26 protein-coding genes are annotated in these 26,253 nt (G+C 66.7%); 5 read left to right on the forward strand and 21 right to left on the reverse strand.

The features are described 5' to 3' along the window. From HEB94_RS25340 to HEB94_RS25365, 6 genes are all read right to left on the reverse strand, one after another. Positions 1-888, reverse strand: coding sequence for a phytanoyl-CoA dioxygenase family protein (locus tag HEB94_RS25340; protein WP_192752213.1), 888 nt, complete (start codon positions 886-888; stop codon positions 1-3). Between the two features lie 87 nt (positions 889-975). Beyond that, positions 976-2,064, reverse strand: a complete 1,089-nt coding sequence (locus HEB94_RS25345; protein WP_192756664.1) for an FAD-dependent oxidoreductase — start codon at positions 2,062-2,064, stop codon at positions 976-978. Between the two features lie 50 nt (positions 2,065-2,114). Further along, on the reverse strand, positions 2,115-2,885 hold the full coding sequence (locus tag HEB94_RS25350; RefSeq protein ID WP_192752214.1) for an AraC family transcriptional regulator: 771 nt from the start codon (positions 2,883-2,885) through the stop codon (positions 2,115-2,117). A 284-nt stretch (positions 2,886-3,169) separates the two neighbouring features. Next, complete coding sequence (locus HEB94_RS25355) at positions 3,170-4,915, reverse strand: helix-turn-helix domain-containing protein (RefSeq protein ID WP_192748393.1); 1,746 nt, start codon at positions 4,913-4,915, stop codon at positions 3,170-3,172. A 292-nt stretch (positions 4,916-5,207) separates the two neighbouring features. Beyond that, positions 5,208-6,590 carry a carboxylesterase/lipase family protein gene (locus HEB94_RS25360; RefSeq protein WP_192752215.1) on the reverse strand — a complete coding sequence of 461 codons (1,383 nt, stop codon included), beginning with the start codon at positions 6,588-6,590 and terminating at the stop codon, positions 5,208-5,210. A 263-nt stretch (positions 6,591-6,853) separates the two neighbouring features. After that, positions 6,854-7,720, reverse strand: a complete 867-nt coding sequence (locus tag HEB94_RS25365; protein ID WP_192752216.1) for an SDR family oxidoreductase — start codon at positions 7,718-7,720, stop codon at positions 6,854-6,856. Positions 7,721-7,847: 127 nt separating this feature from the next. Between HEB94_RS25365 and HEB94_RS25370 the strand changes: the two genes are divergently transcribed. Both HEB94_RS25370 and HEB94_RS25375 read left to right on the forward strand, forming a co-directional pair. Continuing rightward, positions 7,848-8,447 (forward strand): TetR/AcrR family transcriptional regulator, encoded by a 600-nt coding sequence (locus HEB94_RS25370; RefSeq protein WP_192752217.1) that lies wholly within the window; start codon positions 7,848-7,850, stop codon positions 8,445-8,447. Positions 8,448-8,470: 23 nt separating this feature from the next. After that, a complete protein-coding gene (locus tag HEB94_RS25375; protein WP_192752218.1) occupies positions 8,471-9,415 on the forward strand; it encodes an aminoglycoside phosphotransferase family protein in 945 nt (314 codons plus the stop codon). A 66-nt stretch (positions 9,416-9,481) separates the two neighbouring features. On the opposite strand, the gene HEB94_RS25380 is transcribed toward HEB94_RS25375, so the two are convergent. From HEB94_RS25380 to HEB94_RS25395, 4 genes are all read right to left on the reverse strand, one after another. Next, a complete protein-coding gene (locus tag HEB94_RS25380; RefSeq protein ID WP_192752219.1) occupies positions 9,482-9,748 on the reverse strand; it encodes a hypothetical protein in 267 nt (88 codons plus the stop codon). Between the two features lie 101 nt (positions 9,749-9,849). Continuing rightward, complete coding sequence (locus HEB94_RS25385) at positions 9,850-10,389, reverse strand: mycothiol transferase (RefSeq protein WP_192752220.1); 540 nt, start codon at positions 10,387-10,389, stop codon at positions 9,850-9,852. Positions 10,390-10,477: 88 nt separating this feature from the next. Next, on the reverse strand, positions 10,478-11,077 hold the full coding sequence (locus HEB94_RS25390; RefSeq protein ID WP_192752221.1) for an NADPH-dependent F420 reductase: 600 nt from the start codon (positions 11,075-11,077) through the stop codon (positions 10,478-10,480). Between the two features lie 139 nt (positions 11,078-11,216). Then, positions 11,217-11,810, reverse strand: a complete 594-nt coding sequence (locus HEB94_RS25395) for a TetR/AcrR family transcriptional regulator (RefSeq protein ID WP_202896539.1) — start codon at positions 11,808-11,810, stop codon at positions 11,217-11,219. A gap of 157 nt (positions 11,811-11,967) precedes the next feature. On the opposite strand from HEB94_RS25395, the gene HEB94_RS25400 reads away from it, so the two are divergent. Further along, positions 11,968-13,128: an MFS transporter gene (locus HEB94_RS25400; protein ID WP_192752223.1), complete on the forward strand. Its 1,161-nt coding sequence runs from the start codon at positions 11,968-11,970 to the stop codon at positions 13,126-13,128. Positions 13,129-13,175: 47 nt separating this feature from the next. On the opposite strand, the gene HEB94_RS25405 is transcribed toward HEB94_RS25400, so the two are convergent. From HEB94_RS25405 to HEB94_RS25415, 3 genes are read right to left on the reverse strand one after another with little or no spacing between them, the layout of a single operon-like run. Continuing rightward, the gene (locus HEB94_RS25405) at positions 13,176-13,943 is read right to left on the reverse strand and encodes an SDR family oxidoreductase (protein ID WP_192752224.1); all 768 of its coding nucleotides are present in this window, start codon (positions 13,941-13,943) and stop codon (positions 13,176-13,178) included. Positions 13,944-13,980: 37 nt separating this feature from the next. Continuing rightward, positions 13,981-15,006, reverse strand: coding sequence for an NADP-dependent oxidoreductase (locus HEB94_RS25410; RefSeq protein ID WP_192752225.1), 1,026 nt, complete (start codon positions 15,004-15,006; stop codon positions 13,981-13,983). 11 nt (positions 15,007-15,017) lie between these two features. Next, the gene (locus tag HEB94_RS25415) at positions 15,018-15,923 is read right to left on the reverse strand and encodes an NmrA family NAD(P)-binding protein (RefSeq protein WP_192752226.1); all 906 of its coding nucleotides are present in this window, start codon (positions 15,921-15,923) and stop codon (positions 15,018-15,020) included. A gap of 258 nt (positions 15,924-16,181) precedes the next feature. Between HEB94_RS25415 and HEB94_RS25420 the strand changes: the two genes are divergently transcribed. Next, positions 16,182-16,748: a CGNR zinc finger domain-containing protein gene (locus HEB94_RS25420; protein ID WP_202896540.1), complete on the forward strand. Its 567-nt coding sequence runs from the start codon at positions 16,182-16,184 to the stop codon at positions 16,746-16,748. 538 nt (positions 16,749-17,286) lie between these two features. On the opposite strand, the gene HEB94_RS25425 is transcribed toward HEB94_RS25420, so the two are convergent. The 5 genes from HEB94_RS25425 to HEB94_RS25445 form a co-directional block, all read right to left on the reverse strand. Next, a complete protein-coding gene (locus tag HEB94_RS25425) occupies positions 17,287-17,727 on the reverse strand; it encodes an MFS transporter (RefSeq protein WP_192752227.1) in 441 nt (146 codons plus the stop codon). 72 nt (positions 17,728-17,799) lie between these two features. Next, the gene (locus HEB94_RS25430; RefSeq protein ID WP_192752228.1) at positions 17,800-18,498 is read right to left on the reverse strand and encodes a hypothetical protein; all 699 of its coding nucleotides are present in this window, start codon (positions 18,496-18,498) and stop codon (positions 17,800-17,802) included. A gap of 471 nt (positions 18,499-18,969) precedes the next feature. After that, positions 18,970-19,827, reverse strand: a complete 858-nt coding sequence (locus tag HEB94_RS25435; RefSeq protein ID WP_192752229.1) for a carbohydrate ABC transporter permease — start codon at positions 19,825-19,827, stop codon at positions 18,970-18,972. Beyond that, on the reverse strand, positions 19,820-20,689 hold the full coding sequence (locus tag HEB94_RS52705; RefSeq protein ID WP_192752230.1) for an ABC transporter permease subunit: 870 nt from the start codon (positions 20,687-20,689) through the stop codon (positions 19,820-19,822). The genes HEB94_RS25435 and HEB94_RS52705 overlap by 8 nt, the downstream gene beginning before the upstream one ends. An 83-nt stretch (positions 20,690-20,772) precedes the next feature. Further along, positions 20,773-22,134, reverse strand: coding sequence for an ABC transporter substrate-binding protein (locus tag HEB94_RS25445; RefSeq protein WP_192752231.1), 1,362 nt, complete (start codon positions 22,132-22,134; stop codon positions 20,773-20,775). A gap of 741 nt (positions 22,135-22,875) precedes the next feature. Here HEB94_RS25445 and HEB94_RS25450 point away from each other — a divergent pair. Further along, the gene (locus HEB94_RS25450) at positions 22,876-23,382 is read left to right on the forward strand and encodes a GNAT family N-acetyltransferase (protein WP_192752232.1); all 507 of its coding nucleotides are present in this window, start codon (positions 22,876-22,878) and stop codon (positions 23,380-23,382) included. A gap of 180 nt (positions 23,383-23,562) precedes the next feature. Here HEB94_RS25450 and HEB94_RS25455 read toward each other — a convergent pair whose 3' ends face one another. From HEB94_RS25455 to HEB94_RS25465, 3 genes are all read right to left on the reverse strand, one after another. After that, positions 23,563-24,459, reverse strand: a complete 897-nt coding sequence (locus tag HEB94_RS25455) for a phosphotransferase (protein WP_192752233.1) — start codon at positions 24,457-24,459, stop codon at positions 23,563-23,565. Between the two features lie 286 nt (positions 24,460-24,745). Further along, positions 24,746-25,237 (reverse strand): NUDIX hydrolase, encoded by a 492-nt coding sequence (locus HEB94_RS25460; RefSeq protein ID WP_337917997.1) that lies wholly within the window; start codon positions 25,235-25,237, stop codon positions 24,746-24,748. A gap of 219 nt (positions 25,238-25,456) precedes the next feature. Further along, a complete protein-coding gene (locus HEB94_RS25465) occupies positions 25,457-26,197 on the reverse strand; it encodes a methyltransferase domain-containing protein (protein ID WP_192752235.1) in 741 nt (246 codons plus the stop codon). Positions 26,198-26,253: the final 56 nt, after the last annotated feature.

Genomic DNA, 26,253 nt, shown 5'->3' on the forward strand with positions numbered 1-26,253 from the left:
TCAGCCCCACTCGTCGAGGCCGAGAAGCTTTCGCCCCAAGCCGGACAGCGGAGGTGGAGGGAACGACTGCTCCCGGCTGTGATAGTCGGCGGGGGTGGGGAGGGGGCTTCGTGTCTGCCACGACTGGATTCGGCGCGCGCGACGTTCGTCGTAGTCGGGGAAGTCGACCGGCGCCGGGGTCATCGTCACGTACTGGGCCAGACGGATCGCGGTTGAGGTGTTGTTGCCATTGCCGTGCGGCAGTCGGGTTGTCCAGATGCAAAGATCGCCCGCTCGCATCGGCACCGGGGTGATCTGGTGACCGGACAGGTCCGGGTTGCGGGGATCCCAGTCGTCGGGTTGTCCAGCGATCCATTCGTCGAGACGACGGTAGATCCCCGGGACGCATTGGAAGCCGCCCATGTCGGCTTCCGTGTCGGTGAGTGCCACCACGCCGCTGAGAAACAGACCGGTGTCGGGGTTCTTGGACCGGTCGACCGGCTCGCCGGGTTTGGTCAACGACCATCGCAGCCGATCGAAATGGATGAAGCCGTTGCGGCCATAGTCGGGATGGTGGGGATGGGTCGGCAACTTGACACAGACATTGGCCATGCTGACCCACAATGCGGGTGTGCCCAGGATCTCGGCGAAGGCCGCGTGAACCGCCGGATGCTCCCGGACCGCCCACATGGACGGGTAGTGAAACATGCGGGGGGTGAATTGGCCCTCGTTGGTGATAAAGCCCAGCGGGGGCACCTCCGGGTCGCCGTACCACTTCCCGGGATCGTCAACCGACCGGCCGAAATGATCCTCGATATCGGCGACCACGGCCGCGGTCAGAGTGAGCGGCACCGCCCCACGAACCACGACGTATCCATTGGCATTCAACGTATCGGCCAGCGAAGACATCATCACTTATTTTAGCTGGGCATCGCCGTGCCACCCGCGTGCCAGACAACGCTGCCGATGATGGTCAGTCAGGTTGGACGGGCGCGCTCACGAGATTGAGCGCAGGGAGCGTTCGACCTCGGCGAAACCGTATTCGAGCATCTCTGTTTCATAGGCGCGGACAGCGTCCAGAAGCGAGCCGGTCCGCTCGGTGATGCGACGGCACAGCAGGGCCGCGTCCCTGAGTGCGACGGCAGCACTGGTGCCTTGCGGAACCATCGTGTGGATGGCGTCGCCCATCAACGTGACCGGGACGGTTTCCCAGTGCGGCACCGTTTTCGCTGTCCGGACCGTCGTGGTGTGGACGGTCTCGGGGGCGGCCAGGCCGACGAGCGCTGCGAGACTTGGATGCCAGTCGGCGACGAGTTCCGCCGCGACCTTCCACAGGCCCGCCTTGTCCAACGTGGACAGGTCGACCGGGAACAGGCGGGTGGGTGCGCCAAGCACCCACATCAGGTAGTCCTCACCGCCGGAGAGAAACTCCTGAGCCGCGAGGGGCATGAACCGGCCATCGGTACCCACGACAGTGCAGAACCCGTCCAACGCCGCCGCCGGCGCGAGCTCGCGAACCGTGTCCGTCAGCGGTGTCTTGCCGAAGATCTCCGACTGACCGGTCTCCACCACCTCGGCGTGCGGCAGCAACTGGGTGCGGACCCGCGAGTGTGTGCCGTCCGCCGCCACCAGCAGATCCACGTCGACGACCACCCCGTTCGCGAAGAACACCCGCACCCGGCCATCGTCCAGGAGTTCGTAGCGCTGGAACGACGCGCCCTGGTGGACGTCGATCCCGGTGAGCAGGATCTGTCGTAGCGTGAGCCGATCGACCGTCAGATGCCGCCCGGTCTCCTCCTCGTCCACCGGCGTCACCAGCATTTCCCGCACGACCTGCAGGTGCGGGTCAAGGAGCCGCCAACCTGAGCCGCGCTTGCCAGAGGTGGCCAGGAGCCGGTCGTAGAGAGTGGACGGCAGGCACGCGCGCAACCCGAGGTCTCCCTCGGGCGCGATGTGTAGGCGATACCCCTGGCTGGACTGGTTCGCGGCTTCCCGTTCGTACAGCGCGACGTCGATCCCCGCTCGGCTCAGGCCCTGCGCGAGCAGCGGCCCGGCCAATCCAGCCCCCACGACGACAACGTTCATGTCGCGAGACTAACGGCCGCCTCGCACAAGCGGCAGCGCTCTCGACACCGCTAGCGAGGACGGGACGCCCGCTTGGGCGGCCACGCGACGTCGTCGACCGCAAGAAACGGTGTGAGCGCGACCACGGACGGCGTCATCCCGGCGAAGGCCATGACGTCTCTGTGAAGGTGGGACTGGTCTGCGTAGCCGCTCTCTGCCGCAACCTGGGAGGCGCTGTAACCGGCGGCGAGGCGGTGGGCCGCGTGGTCGAAGCGGATGAGTTGGGCGACACGCTTGGGGGTGAGGCCGACCTGCGCGCGGAACCGAGACCAGAGGCGCTTGCGGCTCCATCCGGTCTCGGCAACCAGCCGCTCGACACGTACCCGCCCTCGACTGGCCACCATCCGTCCCCAGGAGAAGGTGACTTCCGGGTCGACAGTTCGGCCTACGTCGCTCCGGCGAGCGAGCTCAGCCTCCGCGATCGCGAACCGTTCCTCCCACGACCCGGCGGCTCGCAATCGCTCCTGGACTCGTACGGCCTCTCGTCCCCAGAGGTCGTCGAGGGCGACCACCGTCCCGCCCAGTTCTGAGGAAGCGCCCAGGACCGCGTGCGCGACCATCGGCGAAAGCCGCAACTGAAGACACTCGGAACTTCTGGCCAACCCCCGCGCTCGAGCCCTGTTGGGCGCGAGCCCGGCGACGACGCGTTCTCGCTGCTGCGAACCACAGCCGTCTTCGAGGACGAACGGTTGGTCGCCGAGGTCGAGGAGCACCGTGACCGCGGGGTGCGGGACCAACGCAAGGTCGTGGAACTCATTCGCTTGATCGCCGAACCCCGCCATGACGACCCCCGGCAGCCGGCCAGGACGCGACGGGACCGTGATCTCCCATCGAGGTACTCCGGCGAACCGGCTCGGGTGATCGCACGCTCGACAGCTAGGACCCACGTCGTCGCCGATCAGCCTCAGCTGGCCCACACCTGGCGCTCGGCACTGTCGGGATCGTCGACGACGGTGATCCCCTCGTCGATGAGCGCGGTGGACCGGTCGGCCAGGTTGTATCGGGGCCAGCCCGGGTCGCCGTCGCTAACGCTGATTCTCGCGCAGCGGATTCAACCCCAGTTTGATCACTCGTATTCGTAGCGGAGGTGTCGTCCGCCCCACCAGGGGACTTCGGTGGTGGGGAGGTCGGCGTGGCGGAGGACGGGTGAGTAGGCGCGTCGGTCGAGGCGGACGATGGTTTCGTTATCGCGGTTTTCGATTGTGCCGCCGGTGGAGAGGAATCGGCGTTGCAGGGTGTCGGGTGTGGCGGTGGCGTAGCCGGGGAGGCGTCGGCGGAGCGCGGCGCAGATGGTGTGGGCGAGTACGGAGAGCACGACGTCGAGGTCGATGTTGAGGGGGACCGCGCCGGCGAGGGCGTCCAGGCCGAAGGAGCGGATGGCTTCGGCGAGGCGTTGTTCGATGTTCATCCGCCTGGCGTAGGCCTCGATCACGTGTTTGGTCGGGGTGGTGCGATTGTTGGTGATCAGGATGGTGGGTTCGTCGTGCCCGAGTCCGGTGATGGCGAGTTGGCGTAGCGTGCTGGGGTAGGCCGAGAGTGTGGCGGCGGGGTCTTCGATCACGCGGACACGGCGGGTTTTCCCGCCCGCTCGGGCGATGGTGAGTGGTGTCCAGTCCTTGGCGGGCAAGGCATGTAGGTGTTCGGTGAGTTTCGGGGTGCGGGCGCGCAGGGTGATGAAGGCGATGCCGCGGGCGTCGAGGTCGGCGAGCTGGGCCTGGGTGGTGACCTTGGAATCGAAGATCAACAGTTTCGGGTCCGCTCCGGAGGTTGTGCGCCAGTGGTCGGCGAAGGCGAGGATTTCGTTGTTCTGGTTGGCTTTGGCGAGGTCGGCGTTGGCGTAGAGCAGGGTGTGGGTGGCCGCGTCTTCGGCGAAGAAGGTCAACACTGAGCGGGTGCGTTGCGAACGTCTGGGCACGTAGTGTTTTTCCAACGCGGGGTCGGCGCCCCAGTGCATGACGGCGTGGAAGTCGAGGTTGATCGCCTCGCCGTGCGCGAGCCCTGCGGCGAGGCTGGCTTTGTCCAGTGCGGCAAGGAATCGTTGTTGCCGGGTGTGGTCGAGCCGGTAGGAGTAGGTGGTCAGCGCGGTGGCCTTGGGCAGGCTGGTCAGCCCGGCGAACAACGCCGCACCGGGGTCGGTGGCGATGTCGTCGATGTGGGAGACGCGGCGGGTGGTGGTGAGTTTGATCGCCAGCAGCGACAGGATCGAGCTGATCGCCGGGATCACAGACGTGCCGGGATAGCCCGCGGCCCGCACCAGGCCGGGCAGGTCCAGTGCCACCAGATCGGGGATGGTCAGCAGTAGCCCGGCCATCCGGGTGTCGGCGTGGGCGGGCAGGACGGCGAAGTCGATCACCTTGGTGCGGGGCTGGGATTCGCGTCGGGGTAGGCCGCGCTCGGCGTGCGGACGGGGCCACAAGCGTGGGAACCCTTCCTCGGCCAGGACTTCGGCGACCCCGGTGCGGTTGAGCGGAGTGTCCTCCTCGGCGAGCGCGGCAGCGATCTCCTGGGCCGAGTGGCCCAACCGGCGCAGCTCGATGATCCTGGTGCGGGCCGCTTCCTTGGCCGGGGCCGTCTTCGGGCCCGGACGCGAGCTCTGGAAGAACTCGCAGCGTCCGGCCCGGAAGTCCCGCACCAGCGACTGCAGCGTCGTCAGGGTGTAGCCGAAGCGGGTCGCCGCCTCCGCCGCTGAGACTCCCTCGAACAGGTACGCGCGCAGTGCCTCGTAACGACGCTGGTTCGCCGCTGCTGGGGCGGCGAAGTACTCACTGCCCCGACGGGCCGCTTCTGGGGTGGATATCGCTGCTTGTTCCACGATTCAACTACAGCAAGCGACACGATCGCGGTCAACGTGACACGCCGATCACTGGCGGCGACAGAGCGCAACGGCAGCCATCGCTGCGTCTCTCCCGCCGTCGTACTCCAAGTGAGATCGTGCTCGCTCATCACATCCGGGTCGGACGACAATCCGAAATCCGCCACAACAGGCAGTCAGATCGACCCTGACCGATCACCCGCTTTGGGCGCAACGACCATCACAATCACATGCCCATAGGCGAAAGCAGCCCGGAGCCGCCCAACATCCTGGAGCCACCGACGCGCCACCGCTAGACACGAGAATCGGCGCTAATGAAGTGGATCCACGCGCGGTGGGTCGTATCGGCGACGACCTGGGGTGGTTCGTCGCCGATGAGGGCGTGGCCGGACTCCTCCCCGAGGAGGTCGAACACGTATGGGATCTCCACCGCGTGGGCGGCGCCGAGGCGGCCGGAGAAGCTCGGCGACCCGTGGTCGAAGCCGTACATCCAGGTGTGGGGCCTGCCGACCGCCAGGCGTGCCTCGGCGACTCTGATGTCCGGGATTCGAATGAAGCAGTCGGTGGTCACGGCAGCGAGCAGATCCCCGTTGCTCGCTTCCGGCCGGGCTGCCCGGTAGAGCTCGACGGTCCCGTCGGGCGCGCCCAGGGCGGCCACGACCGCGGAGAGCATGGGCTCGTCGACCATGTCGATCATGCCGGTGGGGACGAGGCCGATCCGGGTGTCGTCCCGGTTCCACCCGGCCAGGAGCCGCACGCCGCTGCAGGCGCCCCTCTTCAACGCGTCGAGTGGGTGGTCGGGGAGGGTGTCGCCGTTGACGACCGGGGCGAAGGGGAGGCTTGCCCACGTGGCCGGATTCGGGGCGGTCTGGAACTCCGCGAGGACGCCGGACGCCGCCCGCGCGAGCCGTTCGACCGGCACCTCGCTGAAGGTCGCACGGGTCGAGGTAACTCCGAGCGACTCAGCCAGTCGTGAGGCGACGCCTGTGGCGGTCTGGGTCGTGAGCGTCTGGAGCGCCGCCCCGCTTTGGGTGATTGCCTGGCGGAACAGGCTTCGGGCGCGGGGCATGGCCATGAGGGTGACGACGCTCATAGCGCCGGCCGACTGGCCGGCGACCGTCACCTTCCCCGGATCGCCACCGAAGGCAGCGATGTTGTCCTGGACCCACTCGAGCGCGGCGAGTTGGTCCAGCAACCCCAGGTTGGCAGTGCCGTCATCGAGGTAGAGGAAGCCTTCGGCGCCGAGCCGGTAGTTGATCGTGACGCACACGACTCCGTCACGGGCGAAGGAGGTGCCGCGGTAGACGGCGACGGAGCCGGACCCCTTCGTGAACATGCCGCCGTGAATCCAGACCAGTACCGGCAGGCCGGAGCCACGAGGACCCGGGGTCCACACGTTGAGGTTGAGGCATTCCTCGCCAGGGATCACGACCTCGGGGAACCCCGCCGCGCTGTCCGGACTGTCGTTGCCCTTCCGGCAGGTCGGCCCGTACTCGGCAGCGCTGCGCTCGCCCTCCCACCGTACGGGCGGCTCTGGAGGCCGCATGCGGCGCGCTCCGAAGGGCGGGGCGGCGTACGGGATCCCGAGGAACGCCGCCACACCTTCGTCCATCCGACCCCGCAGCCGACCACCCGCCACCTGAACCACTGGCGCACTGTCCACGGTCTTCGTCATCACTTCTCCTGTCGCTGGAGCTTCGCGGTCCCCGCACGTACGGCCGTGTCAGAACGAGGTCGAGCATCACAAGCTCGGGGGCCAGGTGTATTGGACGAATGTTCCGCTCCGAAGAACGTGCCTCGGCGGATACGGCGACGCGGGGGCCACGGTATGACTGCCGACACCGGTATCGACCGTGCCAGGTTCCTACCCGACCGGCCGCGATGGGCGAGCGTAGGTTGGGGCTCTACGGCCGAGCCTGTCGTTTACGCGAAGGACTGTCAGGCGCTGTCGGCAATGTCGTCCGCGTCGGTACTGTAGGCAAGGTCGCGTTGCGCCTCCAGAGCGGTCAGGCGGTCGCGAAGCACGGTGGTGATGGCTTCGTAGGCATGGCGACCGAGGACCAGTCGCCTTGGTGCGGGTGAGACTTCGACCGAATCGACGATCGCGCGAGCGACCTTCGCGGGGTCGCCGGTGACGGATCGCCGAAGGAGTTCGGGATCGACGTCACCGGTGAGCATGCCGCGGATCTGCCCGAGGACTCCGTTCTCGTACGCTGGGATCGGCGTGGCGAGGACGAGGTGGCGGTTGAAGTCCGTGCGGGTCCCTCCCGGCTCGATCAGAGTCACTCCGATCCCGAACTCCGCGAGCTCGATCGCCACGGACTCGTAGAAGCCCTCGATGCCGAACTTCGTCGCGTTGTAGAGGCTCATTCCTGGGTCGCCGACCTGCCCGCCTGTGCTGGACATCCGTACGATCCGCCCTCCACCACCAGCGCGGAGGTGTGGGATCACCGCGCGGGCAACGCGGATCGCGCCGAGGAGGTTCACCTCGATCTGGCTTTGGAGCACCTCCTCCGAGACTTCCTCGGCCGCTCCAAGCACACCGAATCCGGCGTTGGACACGACGACGTCGAGCCGACCGAACCGTGTCACCGCGTCGTTCACGACTCTGCGGATGGCCGCGGCGTCGGTGACGTCCAGCGCCGCGACCCAGAGCTGGTCACCGTAGCCGGTCGCGAGGGCCTCGAGCGGTTCCAGCCGGCGCGACGTGGCGGCGACGCGCTCGCCGGATGCCAGCAGCAGTCGGGTGAGTTCGTAGCCGATGCCGGAGGCGGCTCCGGTGACGAACCAGGTTCTCGATGTCATGGCGGATCCTCCTGGGGCGTTGGCGGGTGCTGAGGCGAAACGCCGCCTCGCCGACCGCTGACCGGCAGCCGATGTAGTCGTTGACTACATTGTAGTCAACGACTACATGGAGGGGTAGGCTGCCATCATGTCCGGTCCAACTGCCCGCTACCACCACGGCGATCTGCGCCGCGCACTCCTCACCCTGGCCGAACGCAAGCTCGAGGCGACGGGCGTCGAAGGGCTGTCCCTGCGTGACCTCGCCCGCGAGGTCGGCGTCAGCCACAGCGCGCCTCGGCGGCACTTCCCGGACAAGCAGGCACTGCTCGATGCGCTCGCCATCCAGGGCCTGCAGCGCCTGGGCGGCCGACTCGACGCCGCCCTCGCTGATTCGACAGGCACGTTCGGTGCGCGGATGACGGCGTTCGCCAGCGCGTACGTGGATTTCGCCACCCGTCATCCCGCCCTGCTCGCGCTCATGTTCACGCAGAAGGACCGCCCGGACGCTCCTGAACTCCGGGAGGCCAACGACCGGGCCTTCGCCGCACCGTCCGCCCTGATCGCGGAGGCGGAGGCGAACGGCGAGATCGTCAGCGACGACCCCGACCGGGTGGCCATGGCAGTGCTCGCCACCCTTCAGGGCCTGGCGTCGATCATCACCAGTGGCATGATCGGCGAGCGTTCCGCCTCCACCGTCGTCAGCGGCACCGTGGAGATCCTCCTCCACGGGCTGCTACGGGAGCCGTAGGCGTCAGGTGCGCGGGAGGGAACATGATCGCGATTCCAGAACGGCTGCGTTCGAAGGCATTGAACGTGAGCCAGGGCAGCCGTCAGTGGCTCGCGGAACTGCCCGAGGTGTGCCGCCGGCTCAGCGATGAGTGGTCGTTGGACCTTGGGTCATCCTTTGACCGGTGTCACGTGTCTCTTGTCGTCACGGCCAACCGTGGTCCGCGGCCGCTGGTGTTGAAGGTGCCGATGCCGACGACGGTCGAGTTGGGCACGCTGCCTGCCGGCGCGCGCGCTGCTGAGGCCGATGCATTGCAGGAATGGGCAGGTGACGGGGCGGTTCAGCTGGTGGAGCATGACCCGGAAACCGGGGCCATGCTGGTGGAGCGCTGCGAGCCCGGCGCGACGCTGGACCTTCTCGACGACCCTGACGACGCGGATCGAGTGGCGGCCGGGATCCTGGACCGGCTGCACCGGCCTTGCCCGCCGGGGCCGCCGTTCGACCGTCTCACCGATCGCGCGGTCCAACTCGCGGACGCCTTGCCTGCGCGGTTCGAGGTGGCCGGCGCTCCGTTCGATCAGTGGTTGCTCGACACCGCGGTCGACCTACTCGGCTGGCTCTCCCGTTCTGGTCCAGCCGAAGTCTTGCTGCACGGCGACTTCCACCTTGACAACATCCTGTCCTCGAAGCGAGAACCGTGGTTGGCCATCGACCCGTTGCCGATGGTCGGTGACCCTGCCTATGACGCGGTGCAGTATCTCCTGTTCCGCAAGGGTGATCTCGCAGATCCCAGGACCGAGTGGGCGAGGGCGATCGCCCGGTTCTGCGCCCGTCTTGATCTCGACCCCGAACGGGTCAAGGCCTGGACGTTCGCCAGACTCGTCTCTGATGCTCTCGCCGCGTACACCGAAGGCATACCACTGCCTGACCTCGAAGCCCACCAAGGCGATCTCTGGAGCGCGCGGCTCGTTCACCACCTCCGCGAATGACTCTCCGGAAACCATCGTCGATCACCTGCTGGCACCACCACGGCTCGCCGGACGCCGCCTTGCTGATCAGTCGCCACCCTGCGGCGCGTTCGCGTCGATCGGCCTGAGCTTGGACTCGTGCACCCAGGTGGCTCGGCGGTTGTCTCCCCAGCGGATCAACCCGTACCAGCCATCGGGCCACAGCCGCCACATTCGTAGTTGACCCTCGTGCCGAGCGTCAGCCTCTTCGACCTCGTAGAGGGCGGCGGGCGTCAGCAAACGCCATCCCGATCCCTCGTAGCCAGACTCGTGCTCGGTCTCGAACTGGTGGATGTCTTCCCTCAAGTCGCGCACCCTAGGAGGATAGAACATATGTTCGACCGAGGGTATGCGAACGCACAAGCCGGGGGCTCGACTCGCTCCGGTCCGTCCTCCGGCCTGGGACGTAGGCGTGGTCACTCCGGGTCGTTGCCGACGAGTCCGTCGACCGCCTCACGGAGGATGTCGGCGTGACCGGTGTGTTTCAGGTACTCCTCCAGCAGGTCGATGAGGATGCGCCGGCGGTTCACGATCCAGTCGGGGCTGCCGCTCTCGACGCGCGTCTCGAGTCCGCCGTCGGCGACCATCTCGCGCCACGCGATCCTCGACCGAGTGACGGCGCCGTACCAGAGTGCGTAGAGGGCCTCCGGCTCGTCGGTCGCCGCGGAGTTCCACGTCCACCGGTCGGTCGCTACCCGGTCCGTCGCGTCCCACGGCGGGCCGGGCTCCCGCCCGTCGGCTCGCGCGGCAAACCCATCCTCGACGAACGCCATGTGCTTGACCAGGCCGGCCAAGGTCATTGTTGACGGCGGAACCTGCCGGCGGAGCTGCTCGGCGTCGAGCCGTCCGGTTTTCCAGGCGAACTGGGCCCGCGCCCGGTCAAGGGCGAAGCACAGCATCTCTGCCTCGGTGCCGTTCTTGCACTCGGGGACCGGATGAAGGTCTGTGTAATCCATGGGCGGGAGAGTGCCAAGGCTGGTCGGCGACCGCCAGTGGTCGAGTGCAACGCCCGGACGCTCTCGGTGCCCCTGCGTAGTCCGGCGACTAGTACTGCACGAGGTTCCGGGACGGCAGCGGGCCGCCGGGGAACTGGTGCAGTGCTCCACCGGTTGCGAGGGGCCCGAGGTCGATGCCCTCGAAGCCGAGGCGGTGCAGAAGCGCCGCGAAGGTCTTCTTGGCGCGCTGGTCGTCTCCTGAGTAGAAGGCCACCCTCCGACCGCCTCCGTCATGAGGATCCGCCGCGATGATCGGAGGGGCCAGGTGGTTGAGCCCCTTGACGACCCGCGCGCCGGGCGCCAGTTCGGCCACGACCTCGCTGGAGGTCTGACTTCCCAGGTCCACGGGCACGAAGGTGGGCGCCTCGATGGGGTTGTTGGTGTCGACGAGGATGCGGCCCGTCCAGTCTGGGACCTGTGCGAGTGCGGCGGGGACGCGACTAGAGGGCACCGAAAGGATCGTGAGGTCGGCCTCCGCCGCCTGCTGGGCCGTTCCCGCTTCGGTACTGCCTCCGAGTCGGCGTACGACGCCGGACAGGGACGCGGGTCCGCGGCTGTTGCTGAGGGTGATCTTTTCTACGTCGGAGGCGACCAGTCGGGTCGCGATGGCCTGAGAGATGGCTCCGGCGCCGATGAATCCGACATACATGGGGTGGGTTCTTTCGTGGGGGCGCGCTGGTGGACGCGGGGCGGCTTCACGATTTATTGAGTACGTGTTCAATATTATGCGCGCGACCGCACCTGTCAACACCCAGGCGGTTTTGCTTGGGGAGGGACCCGCGCGCGGGTCAGTCCTCCCAGGGCAGACGTCGCATGGACAGTTCGACGAGGCCCAGCAGCGTTTCGCGGCTGGCTCCCGAGGCCGCTTCCACGGCGATGCCTTCGGCGAGGGCGACGACGTACTGCGCGGCGACGCGGGCTTCGACTTCGACCGGAAGGTCTCCGTTGTCCAGCGCCTGGACGAATCGTTCGGCCAGCATGACCTGGGCGGCCGTTCGGCGAGTGCACAGGTCCTGCCCGACCGGGCGGGATGCGTCGCTGGTGACGAGTGCGCCCTGGACCAGGAGGCATCCGGCCGGTGTGGCCTCTCCCGTGCTGGTCTCGGCGGCCCCGGTGAGCCAGCGGCGAACGACCTCCCGGGCGCTGTCCGCCTCGAGGGCGTGGCTGCCGTAGGAGAAGGCGGTGGTGACGTATCGGTCGGCGACCTGCTTGAAAAGTCCGGCTTTGGAACCGAATGCGGCGTAGATGCTGCCGGGCTGAAGGCCGGTCGCCTCGCCGAGGTCAGCCATGGTCGTGCCTTCGTAGCCCCTGGCCCAGAAAACGTTCAGTGCCGCTTGCAGGACCTTGTCGACGTCGAACTCGCGGGGACGCCCCCGTGCCATGGCCCACCCTCCGTTTTTGAAGCGTTCATTCAACATATCCCTTGACGCAGGTCGGGGCCACCGTATTTTTGAGTGTGTGCTCAAGATTTCGACGGCGACGCCGGGCGCGGATCCCTCGCGATCCGCGCCCGGCTCCCGGAGCCCATGGATCGCGGTCATGGCGCTGGCCGTCGGCTCCTTCGTCCTGGTGACCTCGGAGTTCATGCCCATCGGACTCCTGTCGTCCATGGCATCGGTCTTCTCCGTCCCCGAGGGGAGAGCCGGCCTGCTGGTCACCGTGCCCGGGCTGGCCGCTGCTGCCGGGGCGCCGCTGACCGCCGTCGCGCTCAGCCGCCTGGACCGTCGCCGCATCATGCTGGGCCTGACCACCGCGATCCTCACCTCGAACGCCCTGGTCACCATGACCTCCACCTTCGAGGTGGCACTCGCGGGCCGGGTGCTGCTCGGCCTGGGGAGTGGCGGATTCTGGGTGGTCGGCATCAGCGCCGCAGCCCGCCTGGTACCGGCTCGCTCAGCCAGTCACGCCGTTGCCGTCGTCAGTGGCGGCATCGCCATCGGCACCGTCCTGGGCCTGCCACTCGGGGCCACCGTCGGGCACGTACTGGGATGGCGCGCCGCCTTCGGCAGCATTACCGCGCTGGCGGCGGGTGCCCTGCTCGTACAGCTGCTGACGCTGCCCGCGATGCCCTCGGTCCGGCGGCTACGGGCTCGTGACCTGCTCGCGGTCACCCGCACCAGGCGTGGAAGGGCTGGTCTGATCGCCGCCATCCTCATCCACAGCGCCCAGTTCACCGCCTACACCTTCGTCACGCCCTACCTCGAACAGCGCCTCGGTGTCAGCGGGGCCACGGTGGGCACGCTGCTCCTGCTCTATGGCATCGCCGGTCTCGCCGGCAACTTCGCCGCTGGCGCCGCGGCCCGGCGGTTCCTCACCGCGGCGCTACTGGTCTCCTCCGCGGGCCTCGGCCTGACCGTGCTGGCCCTCGGCGCGGCAGCCCATCTGTCGGTCCTCGCCATCGTCCTGCTCGCGCTGTGGGGTGCCAGCTGGGGAATGGTGCCAGTCACCATGCAGACCTGGATGATGCGGGCCGAACCCGGCCACGCCGAGGGGGCACTCTCCCTCTTCGTGGCGATCGCTCAGCTCTCCCTCGCCGTCGGCGCCGCCGCGGGCGGTGTCCTGGTGGACCACCTCGGACTCCTCAGCGCCTTCCGTACGGGCGGAATCCTCAGCCTCACCGCGACACTGGCCACCATCGCCGTCCTCACGGTCAGGCGCCGCGGTCGCCCGTCCCGCTGTGCCTCCATGCCAGCCTCCTGACCCTGCGTACCGCGGGCCAGACCGGGGCCATCGGACTACTCGGCCAACTACCAGTTGATCTCGGCCGTCAGGAAGGGTTGGCCCTCGGGAGCTTCCTTGCGAGCCTGGAGGATCCGCTTGGCGGGTGCGCCGACCGGTACACGTAGTGGAGGCTCGCTCTGCTCGATCGTGTCGGCCACGGTGGCGGCTACCTCCTCGGGTGTGACGGAGTCGCCCCGGAGCGCGGGGAGTGCCTCGTACAGCGGGGTGTAGGGGTCGTTCTCCTTCAGGAACACCTTGGCCCGCTCACCGCCGCCGGTGGAGACCACGCCGGGCTGCACGACGCTCACCTTGATGCCGAAGTGACCGGTCTCGATGGCGAGGGTCTCGGCGAGCGCTTCCAGCGCCCACTTGCTGGCGCCGTACGGGCCGATCATCGGCAGCACCAGTCGCCCCTGGATACTGGACACGAACACGAGGCGGCCCGCCCCTCGTTCCCGCATGGCCGGAAGCACGCTCTGTGCCACCCGCAGCGCTCCGAAGGTGTTGAGTTGGAAGAGGTGTTCGACCTCTGAGAGCGGGACGCTCTCCAGCGGCGCGCGCACCGTCGCACCGGCATTGCTGACCAGCACGTCGATGTCGCCCGCGTCCCGAACGGCCTGGTCGACGGTCTCCTGGACGGTGACGTCAAGGCGGAGGCGTTGGTCGACAGGCAGGTCAGCCAGCGCTTCCGGACGGCGCGCGGTAGCGATCACCCGGTGACCCCGGCTGGACAGCTCGATCGCGATGGCCCGGCCGATGCCTTTGGACGCACCGGTGATGAGTACAGATGACATCTGGGATTCTCCTCAATCACGAATTCGTGGCCCGAAGTCAGGGATGGCTGATCCACACCAGAAGCTTGCCTGTGTTGGAACCGTCGAAGAGCATCTGGAGTACGCCCGGTGCCGCGGTCAGCCCATTGACCACGTGCTCCCGGCTGCGCAGTTCCCCGTTGCGAAGCCGGGGCAGCAGATCGGCTTCGATCTCATCGAAGCGGGCCTCGTGATCGGCGTAGATGAAACCTTCCATCCTGGCCCTGTTGGGCAACAGGTGAAACCAGTTGTCCAGCGGGGCAGGACCGCGTCCGCCCTCGTACCGGGAGATCGCACCGCACAGGACGACACGGACGTTGACCGCCACGTGGGGGAGTATCGCGTCGAGCGTCGCGCCGCCGACATTGTCGAAGATCACGTCGACCCCGTCAGGACACAGTCGGGCGCACGCTGCCGACACGTCCTCCTCTCGGTAGTTGATGCAGTCCTCGGCGCCGATCTCGCACACCCACTCGCACTTGGCCGCGGTTCCGGCCACGCCAATCACCCGTGCGCCAGCGGCGACCGCGAGCTGAACGGCGATCGAACCAACGCCGCCGGCGGCCGCGGTGACGACGACCGTCTCTCCCTTGCGCGGTTGTCCGATGTCGTGCAGTCCCACCCAGGCTGTCTGTCCGGCGATGCCCAAGATGTTCAGGGAGGCTTCCAACGGCACTCCGTCGGGGACCCGCCGCAGTGTCGCGCCGTCCACCACGGCATCCTCCTGCCAGCCCAGCGAGCCGCACACCCGATCTCCGACAGCGAAATCAGGATGCTCCGATGCGCTCACTGTGCCCGCGCCCAGCGCGCGCATGGCCTCGCCCAGCGGTGCCGGCGCAACGTAGCTCCGGGTGTCGTTCATCCAGCCCCGGGTGGCGACGTCCAGCGACATCCACTCGACCCTCCCCAGAACCTGTCCTGCGTCGAGCCGCGGTACGGGAACGTCGTCCTCGTAGCGCAGAACGCTGTCGTGGAGCGGCCCGGTGGGGGTCGCAGGGCGCTCCGCGAGAACGTACCGGCGGGTTCGCTTCGGACTGTCGGACATGTGTGTATCCCTTACTTTCCTGGCCGAGCGAGCTGCGCGCCGTCGAACGCCTGTCTGTTCTTCTCGACGAACTCCTCGACCCCCATGGGTGGCCTGCCGGTGATGGTCTCGACGACGTCGTTGGTGCCGGCGAAGACACCGTTCTGGTAGTCGATCGCGACGTTTCGCAGGTGCTGTATCAGGTGCGGTGAATAGCCGCGGCCACGAAGGATGTCAGCGAAGGTCGCCGGAGAGATCGGTTCGTACCGCACCGGTCTGCCGAGCGCCTTGGACACTCGAGCCGCAATCTTGTCGTGGTGGAGCTCCACCGGTCCGAAGATCGGGTACGTCCTGCCACCGTGCGCGGCGGGGTTCGCGAGAACGGCGGCAACCACACGCCCCAGGTCCTCCGCCGCGATCGGCGCGTGACGGCCGTCGCCCATGGGAAATCGAAGAACGCCGCCCTTCTCGTCGTACTCCCCGAACGTGGTCAGCCATTCGGCGAAGAAGGTCGGCCGTAGGTGGGTCACCTGTGCCGGGTACCTGTCGAGAAGGCGTTCCGCAAGCCAGTGTTGACGGGCGGCGTCACTCTTGGCTTCGCGGCGGGCGGAGATCTGCGACATGTTGACGATGGCGTCCACGCCGTTCTCGGCCGCCGCCTGGGCGAAGATGACGGTCGCCTCGATCAGACCTGGCGCGATCGGATGGACGAAGTACGCACTTCCCACGTCACGTGTCGCCGCGCCGACATCGTCCAGGTCGTGGAGGTCACCACGCACCACCTCGGCCCCGGCCGCCAGCTGCTCGGATCGCTCGTCCTCGCGGTGAACCAGAGCGCGTACCCGGAGCCCATCCCTCAGCAGAAGGCGGACCGCGTGGCCGCCCGTCTTGCCGGTGGCTCCCGTGACGAGAATCGACTTCTCATGATCGGTGTCCACTTGGCCTCCCGAAACTCTGCTTGATCGGTGTGACAAGAGCCGGAACGCTCTGGTCACCGCGATCGCCGCTGAGGCGCCGCTCTGTTGCGCGTTCCAGGTACTCCAGCGAAGAGCACGACATAACCGTAACCCGATTGCCTATGTCGGGCAAGCGCCGGTGCGACGTCGCGATCGCTCCGTACTTCAGGGCTCCACGTCTCCGTTGATCGACATACGCATAGTTCGCACGGTTCTGTCTCCCAGGGGTACGCTGGCGGGGTGATCTCCTGGCCCGCCACCCACCGCCACGCGCTGACCGCCGCGCCGTCCGGCCTTGCCCTGGTACAGGAGCTGCTGAACACCAGCGCCGCCCGGAACGACCTGCTCGACGACATCCCCGGCGCCCTGGAGTGGGCCGAGACGGTTCTCGACTCCTACGCACAGACCACACATCGTGATCGACTCGAGGTGACCGTGGGCGCGGCCGACGTCGAAGCCCTGCGGGCGTTGCGGACCGACATCTTCAGCGTGATCAACGGGAGCACGGAAGGCCAAGGGCCGGATGTCCCGAAATCGGTGACGCTCGGGTTTTCCATCGCCGACGGCAACGTGGACCTGCACCCGCGAGGTGACGGGTGGCGCGCGATCGCCGCGGCGGTGTACCTCGAATGCTTCATCGCCCAGCAGGACGGCACCTGGCGCAGACTCAAGACCTGCGCCAACCCGCGATGCGCCGCCGCCTTCTACGACCAGTCGAGAAACAACAGCGGGGTGTGGCACGACGTCAAGGTGTGCGGCAACGCGGCGAACCTGCGTAAGTCGCGCGAACGACGGCGGCTCGCCTGACTGCGACTCCCCGGCGACGAGGAACCGGTGTGCGCGGCCACGCCGCGCGGGACCTACCTAGCGGGGGAACTCGCCGGTCGCTCGGGTCTACTTCCTCCGACCCGTAATCAGCGCCACTGCCAAGATGAGCAGCACTATCACGACCATCGCGGCCATCGTTCCCATCCTTCTTCAGCCGGCCAGCCGCCTCTCCCGCGTGCCGATCAGGACGCGGAGGCGTTGGGCATCTGTGCCGCCCAGCTCGGGGTGGCGGTCGTCCACCAGGAGTCGGAAGATCCCTGGTAGGGCTCCACTCGGAGCCCGTTGCGGGCGGTGATCCTCTCGTCCACGAGGACGGGAGCGAGCCGCCTCAAGCACGGTAGGTCCGGACTCGCTAGTAGTAAATCTCGAGCGGGTGTTTCTTAACGCGGGCCATACGGCATCTTTGTCCCGCTCGCTCCTCGTATCCCGGGCAGGTGAATCAGAAGTGAATGATCACGGGAAGGTGGGAGGCAAGTCGCCCTTGCGGGCAGGTCGGATGACCGCGTGCCGGGGTCCTTCAGTTGGCCGCGGGCCGTGGGAGTGCGAAGGCGAGGAGCATGCCGGCCGCCAATCCCAGGCCGGCGACGAGGAATGCCAGTTTGTAGCCCTCGGTGAGCGCGGTGGGGGCACCTTCGGAGGTGCTCAGCAGTCGGCTCGTCAGACCCGAGGCGGCGGTGGCCATGACAGCGAGACCCATGGCGCCTCCCACCTGACGGGTGGTGTTGAGTAGCCCCGAGGCCAGGCCTGCCTGGTGCGAGGGCACGCCGTGGGTGGCTGCCATCGCCATCGCGCCGAATGACATGCCGATTCCGCAGCCGAAGAGGATCAGTGGTCCCAGCACGGTGCTCAGGTATGCCTCGTGCGGTGTGAGCGCCCCGGCTATCCAGATGAGGCCCGCGGCGGCGACAGCCGTTCCCAGGATGAGTTGGTTGGGCTCCTGGACCTCGTTAAGGCGCACGCTCCCGGCGAGGGTGCTGAATGAGACAGGGAGCCATCGACCACCACAGATCCGGGCGCGAGCTTCAGGGCTTCAGACGGTCCCGGTGTAGTAGTCGCAGTGCTGGCGGAACCCCGCTTTCGTGAGTTCTGCCTCCAGTCCGCTGTCGTCTGCCTTCTGGTTGACGACGATCGCGGCGCAGCCGAGCTTCGGCGCCTCCTCGACCGCGGCGGGAAGTGCTCGTGCCGCTTCTGTGGGGGCCGGCAGGAACAGGATCGGACCGGGCGGTGCGTAAACCGGAGGCGCGCCGACAGTAAGCGCGGCGGCGCCAGGAAGTTCAACCTCGACACCAGCCTGGCCGCCCCCTGAGCCCTCCAACTCCACAAGCCACCAGGACTCGGCCAACTCCAAGCCGACGCTGCGCGCGAACTCGCCTCGTTCACGTTCGTAGGTCGGACAGACGAACCTCACCGCGGCGCCAGCACAGTCGGCGGCGAGGGCGTCCCACAACGCCTGACCATCTCGGTTGGCCCCATGGTCTTCGGGAACGTAGGCATCGTCGATGAGCCACCCATCTCCCCGCGGTGCGGCGATCAGAACAGACGCATCGGTTCGGTAGCCCTTGCCGCCAGCGTCCATGAGGAGGTGCTCGATGAACGCTCGGTGCGTTTTCGCGGCCTCAGGCGCAGGGCGCCAGAAAATCGGAGCCTGCTCAACCAGTAGTTCTCGACGCCGGGTGAGTACGGTGACGGCCCAGTCGAGGTCCCTGACAGTCAATGCGTGCGCGGTCATTGACTCATCGTATCGAGCAGTACAGCGCGCGCCCATCGCTCAGGCTGGGCAGTCCTCGCCGCCCCGCGCCTGGCCGACTACGCGTTCGCGGCAGTGTCGGTGGCGAACATGTCGGCCCTCGCGACGGCTACCGCCTGCGCCTGCTCATCGAGTCCGTCCCGTGCACCGGACTGGTGTGCGAGTCGTCCTGATGGCAAGCGCGCTTACCTGGGCCTGGTAGCGGCCTGTCGCGCGAGCAGCAGCCCGACCCGAACGGCGACGAACCTCGCGACGCCAGCGACAACGCTGGCCGAGGTACGCGAGCAGTGCGCCCTCGTGCTCGTCGACGTCTCCGTCACGGGCAAGGACGGGCAGTGCGGCGGCGATCGCCTTCCCCTCGCGGCTGCGGAGCACAAGCGCAAGGATCGTCATCGCGAGGAAGCAGGGGAGCGGATGGCGACCGAGGCGACAGCCACGTGGTGGGGCGTGTCGCTACCGTACAGCGCCGGCGGTCATGCCTCGGATGAACTGTCGCTGGAGCGCGACGTAGACGATGATGATCGGCACGATGGCCGTCGACAGGCCTGCGAAGTAGTAGGGCCACTCGACGTGGTACTGGTAGAAGAACGTCTGCAGCCCGAGCGGCAGTGTCATGAGGTCCTGGTTGTGGATGAAGATCAGGGCGAGGAAGAACTCGTTCCAGGCGTGGACAAAGGCAAGGATCCCGACCGTCGCGATGCCGGGCCGCGAGATCGGTAGCACCACCCGAAGGAACGCCGAGAGGTCGGAGCAGCCGTCTATCCGTGCCGCGTCGGTGAGTTCGCTCGGGATGGTGGCGAAGAACGCCCGAAGCAAGTAGATCGAGAGCGGCATGGCGCCGGCGGCGTACGGCAGCACCAGCGCCCAGTAGGTGTCGATCAGGTGGAGCTCGGCGACGATGACATAGAGCGGAATGATGCTGATAGGTGCTGGCACGATGAGCAGGATCGCGAACAGCAGGAAGAGACCGTTGCGCCAGCGGAATCGGAACCTTGCGAACGCGTAGCCGGCGAGCGAGGCGAGCACCAGAGTGAGGCCCGTCGTGAGCACGGCGACGACGAGGCTGTTGAGCATGAACCGCGGGATGCGTGCCTGTGTCCAGGCATAGGTGTAGTTACCGAGGACGAGGTGTTCGGGCAGCCACCATGGGTTGGTGAAGAAGTCAGCCTGTGTCTTGAAGGAGTTGAAGAACACAGCAAGGAGCGGGTACACGACCGCGAGGGTGAACACCGCGAGCACCGTTACCGAGGCGATCCTTACGACGCGGGGGAGGACTGGGTGCTCGTGGGCGAGCGCGCTGGACTTAGCCATGTTCTTGTCCTAGGAGCTGGCCACGCCGGCCGATGACGAGCAGCAGGGTCAGTGAGACGACGGAGACGAGGACGAGCTGGACGACAGACAGCGCCGACGAGTAGCCGAAGTGATAGAACTGGAACGCCTGCTTGTAGATCTCCATCATGGCGACGTTGGTGGCATTGACCGGCCCTCCCTCTGTCATGACGTAAACGACGTCGAAGACGTTGAAGGCGCCAGAGGCGGCCAGCACGAGGTTGATGAGTGAGATCGGCAGGATCAGCGGCAGCGTGATGTGCCTAAGCAGTCGCCAGGACGTGGCGCCGTCGATCCTCCCGGCTTCGTACAACTCCTGTGGGATGCTCTGCAGTCCCGCGAGGAAGATGATCATATGGAAGCCGAACCACTTCCAGATGTCGACGATCACCAGCGCCCACAAGGCGACCTTCTGGTCACCAAGCCAGTCCCGTTGCAGGTTCTCCAGCCCGAGGTGGCCGAACATGCTGTTGAGGAGGCCTGCGTCGTAGTTGTAGATCCATGACCAGAGCAGGCCAACGACGACGAAGGACAGCACTACGGGTAGAAACAGCGCCGTACGGAAGATCGCTCGTGCCGGTAGGACCTGGTTCATGGCCAGTGCGAGCCCAAGGCTGAGTACGAGCTTGCCCACGACAGTGCCGACGGCGTACTGGACGTTGTGGAGAATCGCTGTCCAGTACTCCCGGTCTCCGAAGGCCTGGGCGTAGTTGTGTAGGCCGTTGAAGACCGGGTCGCCCGAGCCGTCCCACGAGGTGAAGCTCAGCCCAAGCGCAACCGCGACCGGGAGCAGAGTGAACAGCGCAAAGACTGCTAGTGCTGGGGCGACCCAGAAGTACGGCACGATACCGAGGAGTCGCGGTCGCGGGGCCGGATCTGGGGTGGCTAGCTGTGGCGATGGCGCACGGCTTCGCTCCGTCGTGCTGCTCATGCGAACTTCCAGCCGCCCTGCTGGACTTTCTGCCACGTGGCCTGGATGTCGGCGGCCACCTGTTCGGCGTTCTTGCTCCCGGCTACTCCGGCCTGAATACCTTGCTGGAACGCAGCGGTGATCTCCGGGGGCCAGTACCAGTCGAGGTAGACCGTCATGTGGTCGATGTACTTCGCCGCGTCCTTCGCTGCTGGGTCGTCGGAGCCCTGTGCGTTGGCGTTGGTAGTGAAGGCGCCATGGTTGTCCTTGACGAGGTAACTCGCGGATGCATCGGAGCTGAGGTAGTCGATGAGTTTGAGGGCAGCCGTCCTGGATTCCTCGGAGATGCCCTTGTAGAGGCAGAGCGGGCTGCCTGGCCCACCGGGAAACTGCGACGTCACTGACGCGTCTGACACCAGCCGGGGGATTACCTGAAGCCGCGGATCGACGGCGGCTGGGTGGTCTTGGCTGATTCCGCCGTAGTCACCACCGAGCCAGAACGCCGCTTTGCTTCGCTGCATGTTTGCCATCGACCCGTCAGTGTCGATGCTCAGGACGTCCTTACTGAACAAGCCGTCACGGTGAAAGGCGAAGATGAGGTCCAGGGCCTCGACGACCTCGGGGTCAGTGAAGGATCCGTCACCCTTGAGGAGCGCGATCGTCTTCTCCTCGGACTTGTTCTTGGTCGTTTGGGCGTACGTCGTGAAGAACCACACCGGCCAGAGATAGACGTTCTTGCCCGGATGGGTGAACGCCGCGACGCCCTTCGTGGAGAGTTCCCCGCCGATGGCACGAAGATCATCGTAGGTGGCCGGGTAATCGGCGCCGATCTGGTCGAGCAGCTTCTTGTTGTAAAGGATCATGAAGCCGCCTTGGCCACCGGTTGGAATACCCCAGAGCTTGCCGTTGATGGTGTACGTCTTGGGGCCAAGCGGGCGGAACCTGTCGGTGTAGTCAAGGTCGAGTGGCAGCAGTGTGCCGTTGGTGGCGTACCGCCGGATGTCCTGGCCGTTCAGTAGCAGCACGTCTAGGGGTTGCTTGGCCTTCTGTGCGGCTGTGAACAACGCGACGAACCGCTCCGAGGGGAAGTACTGGTACTTCGTCTCGACGCCCTCGCGCTTCTTGTAGTCGTCGAGGAGTTTGGTGAATCCCCTTCCCGGATTTGGCTGGGCGACACCGATCATCGAGAGCCGGTCGGTCTTCGTGCTGCCGCCGGTGCGAGGCTTGCCCAGTTCGCCGCTCGACCCGCAGCCGGCAAGCAGTGTTGTCGCGCCGCCGAGTCCAACACCGGCGACGCCGGCGCTGGCGAGCGCAGCCCGGCCGAGGAAGACCCGGCGGGTTGAGCCGGTTGGCCGCTGGGTCGTGGGGGATTCGCTCATGAGTGCACGTCCGCTCGACTCGTCTGGTGGTCGACGACGCTCGCCCGCAAAGGCAGGGCGACGCTGCCGCCCGATAATGTGCCGGTCTGTGCTGGCCGAACCGCCGGATGTGTTGCGCCGGCATTCGATTGCCAAAAGAGAAGCACAGCACTAGGTGTGATGACAAGGTCCAAGCTGGCCACGCTGTCTGCGGGTGTCAGAGGTTGACTGCACATCCAGTCTGTATTCTCGATCGCCCCTTGACGCTGCGTTTCTAGAGCGTGATCCGCATGGCGTTCGTGCCGCCGGGACGTGCCTCGTTGAGCAATTCACCAAGGGTGATAACGCGCTGGCGCCTCCGCAGGTCGTCCGCCCCGCGTCGGCGCGGCGAGGATCCGTGCAACTGCAAGGACGCTCCACAAGATCATTAGGCCATGTACCTGCGCTTTGCCCGCAGCGCACGCCGTAACCGGCGCTGGACCCTCGGCTCTGCGCTGTTTCGTGTCACGAACCGCGTCACAGCGCAAGACGCGTGGCGAGACGACGAGCGGCATCGGCATGAAGAGGAGCCGAGGACGGCTGGCTGATAGGGAGGCCTGCCGGCGCGCAGCCTCCTCGCCTGGCCCGGCGGATGGGAGGGGATGGGTAGGTAGGGGTAGTCCCCGGGACCTCTCCGCACTGCCGGGCAGCTGCAGCCGACGCAGATGACAGTCAGCGACGACGGCACTCAAATTGCTTCAACGTGGTTGCTAGCATCCGGAAATGCCTACCACCACACCCGCACTGACGACACTGGACGTGACTATTCGAGCCATGCACGACGGTGACCTGTGGGGGATGGGATGGTCCGGTACGCCAGGGCACGTGAAGCAGCTTGCCGACCAGCTGACTCGGGCGCGGGCCGGTGTGGCGGACTACCTTGTGGCCTGTCTGCCGTCCGGCCAAGTGATCGGCAAGGGTGGTGTCGACTACGAGCCCATCCCCGGCGCCGGGGCCTTGTGGCAGTTCGCCGTGCTCGAGCCCTTGCGGTCGTGTGGCATCGGCTCGGCACTGATCCGTGAGTGCGAGCGCCGTATCCAGGGCCGCGGGCTACGCCGGGCTGAGATCGATGTGGAGGAGGACAACCCCCGCGCTCGCTTGCTCTATGAGCGGCTGGGCTACGTCGCCTACGGCAGGAAGGTCAGTTCATGGGACGACGAGCTGCCCGACGGCACTGTCACACGAATCGAGACGACCTGCGTTCTGTTGCGCAAAGACCTGACCTGCTGACTTACGCGGGGACCGCACCAAACGTTCAACGACCGTCGCTCGCCAGCACGGCACCACGCTCAGCGGCATCGTGACCGGGCGGCGACCTGCGCACGAGAACCACGCGGCGCGCCGCCTCGTCCTGCGGGCGGCTTGACGGCCATCCTCGGACGGGGCCGGGTGCACCAGGAAGGGAAGCGATTACCGCGACACCTGCGCAAGCCCGGCCAAGGCTTCTCCCGCACGTTCCACCATCTGCGTCACCACGTCGAGCCCCATGCGTTGGGCCGCGAAGCCCAGATATCCGGTGTTGACGTACACCGTCGCCCACAGAAACCCGACATACATCGTCCGCCGGTCCAGCACTTCATCTGTCGCGTCAGCCCAGGCCTCGGCGTACAAATCGAAGCTAGGGCGGCTCGGGGCGGAGATGCTTGCCAGATCGAGCATCGCCGGTCCAAGGCGGGCGTTCCCCCAGTCGATGATCTTCGACCCTGATCCGTCGACCAGCACGTTGTTCGCGTGCATGTCGCCATGAACCAAGGTACGAGGCAACCAGTCCAGGGCCCGCAGCAGAACAGGATCGTCGCGTACACGGTCGACCAGCGCCATCGGCGCCCGCAGTTGGGCATCGGTAAGCAGCCCGGAGAGTCTCATGCTGACATGGCGGCAAACGCGACGCCACAACTCGCGATCGATCACGGGCAAGCCGCGCACGTGGACGCCAACATAGTGCGCATGCAGCCGCGCGAGTGAGGCGATCACTTCGTCGGAGACGTCAGCTTCGGTGCGTAACGTGTTCCCTGCGTAGAACGGAGTCATCGCCCAGGGTCCGTCAGCGTCGGTTCCGGTGGCGAGCAGCTCAGGCAGGGCGGTAGCACCAGTCACCTCACCGAGTGCGTGGAGCGCGGCCACCTCCGCATCGGTGGCGCGCTTGCGCAGGACGGTCAGCGTGTCCCTGCCACCATCGGGCAGTCGTACCAGCAGCTCCAGTCGCTCCACCAGGGAGGACGAGTACCCGCCGGCCACGGGTAACCGGTCGACAACCTCGACGCTTGCACCAACCCCGTACTGACGCTCTATCCAGCCATCGCCCACCAGGAGCACGCTAGCTGGCTGGTGTTGCTCGGCAGAAGCTTGCTGACACGACACCTGGACGATTGGACTGCGCGGGACCGGGCCTGCCCGGGCTGTGCTCAACAGCGGGCTGGTCAAAAGGGGGCCATCAACGGGCATTGGCGGGAAGTCTCGCACGGCCGTATGGCCTGGTCAGGATGGTGGGCAGGGGCGGGGTCGAACCGCCGAACTTCCGCTTCGGGCCGCCGCTACACAGTCGTAATCGTCGTTCGGCAGACCACAACCACGGTGGATGGTGTTGGGCGGATCAGGTCACTTGCCGGCCGTCTTCCAGGTAGGCGACCGTTCCGGTTGCTCGCGCGGCTATGCACGCCGACACCCGTCGGGACAGCAGCGGTGACAGCCGGTCGGCGGCCTCCTGGGGTGAGCAGAACGCCCACCCGCGAAGTTCCTCTGCCGGCACGGTTATCCCCGCAGCGACATCAGGCGGCACCACGCCGCCGTCGAAGATCATCATCAGGCCCTCTGTCCGTCCCTCCTGCGGTGGTACCCAGTCGACGACCAGGAGGCTCCCCAGCGGTTGACTGAGGCCGAGCTCCTCCTTCAGCTCGCGGCGGGCGGCCTCGTATGGCGATTCGTCGGCCTCCACGGCACCGCCAGGGACCTCCCAATGATCCTTGTACGTGGGCTCCACGAGAAGGACCCGGCCATCCGGGTCAAGGAGCAACACGCCTGCTCCCATCCGTTTCCGGGGCAGGGTCGTCGTGTACTGCTCGGGTGAGGGATCAGGGACACTCATCCGCCGAACGCTACTAGCTCCACCACGTACAAGTGTGTGGCACCGAAAGACCGTTCACGTCTCCACTTCTACGTCAGCGCCGGCAACCGGTGTGGCAGTCCGCGAAGCAAACGATCCCCTTGACGTTGTGACCGGGCGACGTCCGGGTGGTTGAGCTCGCGCGTCCTGGATGAGTTGCTGCGGCTCTGCGAAGCTTCCTCTACCGACCGGCGGGAGGTGTCAGGCAAGCTGATAGACGGAGACGTGGGAGGTGGATTCGGCGGTGAACGGGGCCTCGTGCCAGTCGGCGTGCCTGGTTTCCAGTTCGAAGCCTGCGCATTGCGCCATGAGATCGAGTTCCGCTGGCCAGATGTAGCGGTGGGGGCTGCGGAAGAGCTCAGCCCGCTTGCCGTCACCGAAGCGGAAGTGATGTGAGACGACGTGTTGGTTCAGGACGTCGTAGGTGTCGAGCAGGATGTAGCCAGGTTCGACGCGTCCAACCGTGGCTTGTCGTCCGGGCGGAAGTTTGCGGAGTTCAGGTACCCAGAGCTCGATCACGAACCGTCCGCCAGGTCGTAGATGGCGAGCCGCGTTGCGGAAGCACTCCACTTGTTCGGCCTGTGTCAGCAGGCACGAGATCGCGTTGTAGACAAGGTAGACCAGACCGAAGTCTCCGGCTCCCGGTGCGATCGCGGTGGTCATGTCGCCTTCGACGACCGGGATCGTGTCGTGGCCGACCTTGGTCCGGAGCTGATCGATCATCGGGCGCGACAGCTCCACCCCAGCGACCCGAACACCGCGCTCCGCGAGCGGGACCGCGACGCGGCCTGTACCGATCGCGAACTCCAGAGCCGGGGCATCCCCAGCGAGTGCGGACAGCCGATCAACGGTAGGCCCTAGGACCTGCGCAGCGAACATGCCTGTGCCAGGGCTGTCGTACCTCGCAGCCGTCTCGACACCCCAAACGCTCTCGTCACCCATGACGCTCGATCGTGCTCGCAACCCGCTCGAGCATCCAGTGAATTTCGGCGCAGGCG

The sequence above is a fragment of the Actinopolymorpha pittospori genome (assembly GCF_014873875.1).
Classification (GTDB): Bacteria; Actinomycetota; Actinomycetes; order Propionibacteriales; family Actinopolymorphaceae; genus Actinopolymorpha; species Actinopolymorpha pittospori.

Bases quoted from the DNA above. Each gene is read 5' to 3' on its own strand.
- HEB94_RS25340 (WP_192752213.1), bottom strand. From the start codon at position 888: ATGTCTTCGCTGGCCGATACGTTGAATGCCAATGGATACGTCGTGGTT.
- HEB94_RS25345 (WP_192756664.1), bottom strand. From the start codon at position 2,064: ATGAACGTTGTCGTCGTGGGGGCTGGATTGGCCGGGCCGCTGCTCGCG.
- HEB94_RS25350 (WP_192752214.1), bottom strand. From the start codon at position 2,885: ATGGCGGGGTTCGGCGATCAAGCGAATGAGTTCCACGACCTTGCGTTG.
- HEB94_RS25360 (WP_192752215.1), bottom strand. From the start codon at position 6,590: ATGACGAAGACCGTGGACAGTGCGCCAGTGGTTCAGGTGGCGGGTGGT.
- HEB94_RS25365 (WP_192752216.1), bottom strand. From the start codon at position 7,720: ATGACATCGAGAACCTGGTTCGTCACCGGAGCCGCCTCCGGCATCGGC.
- HEB94_RS25370 (WP_192752217.1), top strand. From the start codon at position 7,848: ATGTCCGGTCCAACTGCCCGCTACCACCACGGCGATCTGCGCCGCGCA.
- HEB94_RS25375 (WP_192752218.1), top strand. From the start codon at position 8,471: ATGATCGCGATTCCAGAACGGCTGCGTTCGAAGGCATTGAACGTGAGC.
- HEB94_RS25385 (WP_192752220.1), bottom strand. From the start codon at position 10,389: ATGGATTACACAGACCTTCATCCGGTCCCCGAGTGCAAGAACGGCACC.
- HEB94_RS25390 (WP_192752221.1), bottom strand. From the start codon at position 11,077: ATGTATGTCGGATTCATCGGCGCCGGAGCCATCTCTCAGGCCATCGCG.
- HEB94_RS25395 (WP_202896539.1), bottom strand. From the start codon at position 11,810: ATGGCACGGGGGCGTCCCCGCGAGTTCGACGTCGACAAGGTCCTGCAA.
- HEB94_RS25400 (WP_192752223.1), top strand. From the start codon at position 11,968: ATGGCGCTGGCCGTCGGCTCCTTCGTCCTGGTGACCTCGGAGTTCATG.
- HEB94_RS25405 (WP_192752224.1), bottom strand. From the start codon at position 13,943: ATGTCATCTGTACTCATCACCGGTGCGTCCAAAGGCATCGGCCGGGCC.
- HEB94_RS25410 (WP_192752225.1), bottom strand. From the start codon at position 15,006: ATGTCCGACAGTCCGAAGCGAACCCGCCGGTACGTTCTCGCGGAGCGC.
- HEB94_RS25430 (WP_192752228.1), bottom strand. From the start codon at position 18,498: ATGACCGCGCACGCATTGACTGTCAGGGACCTCGACTGGGCCGTCACC.
- HEB94_RS25435 (WP_192752229.1), bottom strand. From the start codon at position 19,827: ATGGCTAAGTCCAGCGCGCTCGCCCACGAGCACCCAGTCCTCCCCCGC.
- HEB94_RS25445 (WP_192752231.1), bottom strand. From the start codon at position 22,134: ATGAGCGAATCCCCCACGACCCAGCGGCCAACCGGCTCAACCCGCCGG.
- HEB94_RS25450 (WP_192752232.1), top strand. From the start codon at position 22,876: ATGCCTACCACCACACCCGCACTGACGACACTGGACGTGACTATTCGA.
- HEB94_RS25460 (WP_337917997.1), bottom strand. From the start codon at position 25,237: ATGAGTGTCCCTGATCCCTCACCCGAGCAGTACACGACGACCCTGCCC.
- HEB94_RS25465 (WP_192752235.1), bottom strand. From the start codon at position 26,197: ATGGGTGACGAGAGCGTTTGGGGTGTCGAGACGGCTGCGAGGTACGAC.